Raw genomic sequence first — 584 nt, 5'->3', positions numbered from 1 at the left:
GTCTCAGGGAGAACTCATCTCGGGGCAAGTTTCGTGCTTAGATGCTTTCAGCACTTATCTCTTCCGCATTTAGCTACCGGGCAGTGCCATTGGCATGACAACCCGAACACCAGTGATGCGTCCACTCCGGTCCTCTCGTACTAGGAGCAGCCCCCCTCAGTTCTCCAGCGCCCACGGCAGATAGGGACCGAACTGTCTCACGACGTTCTAAACCCAGCTCGCGTACCACTTTAAATGGCGAACAGCCATACCCTTGGGACCTACTTCAGCCCCAGGATGTGATGAGCCGACATCGAGGTGCCAAACACCGCCGTCGATATGAACTCTTGGGCGGTATCAGCCTGTTATCCCCGGAGTACCTTTTATCCGTTGAGCGATGGCCCTTCCATTCAGAACCACCGGATCACTATGACCTGCTTTCGCACCTGCTCGCGCCGTCACGCTCGCAGTCAAGCCAGCTTATGCCATTGCACTAACCTCCTGATGTCCGACCAGGATTAGCTGACCTTCGTGCTCCTCCGTTACGCTTTAGGAGGAGACCGCCCCAGTCAAACTACCCACCAGACACTGTCCGCAACCCGGAT

Annotated in this window: 1 rRNA gene; it reads right to left on the bottom strand. The window is 56.2% G+C overall.

Going from position 1 to position 584, the window contains the following annotated elements:
• Nucleotides 1-584, bottom strand: a 23S ribosomal RNA gene (locus tag ACTU3N_RS14635); the annotation flags it as partial.

Source organism: Vagococcus sp. WN89Y (assembly GCF_052220145.1).
GTDB lineage: Bacteria > Pseudomonadota > Gammaproteobacteria > Enterobacterales > Enterobacteriaceae > Kosakonia.
Note: the sequence above shows the minus strand (reverse complement) of the source record. Positions and strands in the feature narration are given on the sequence as shown.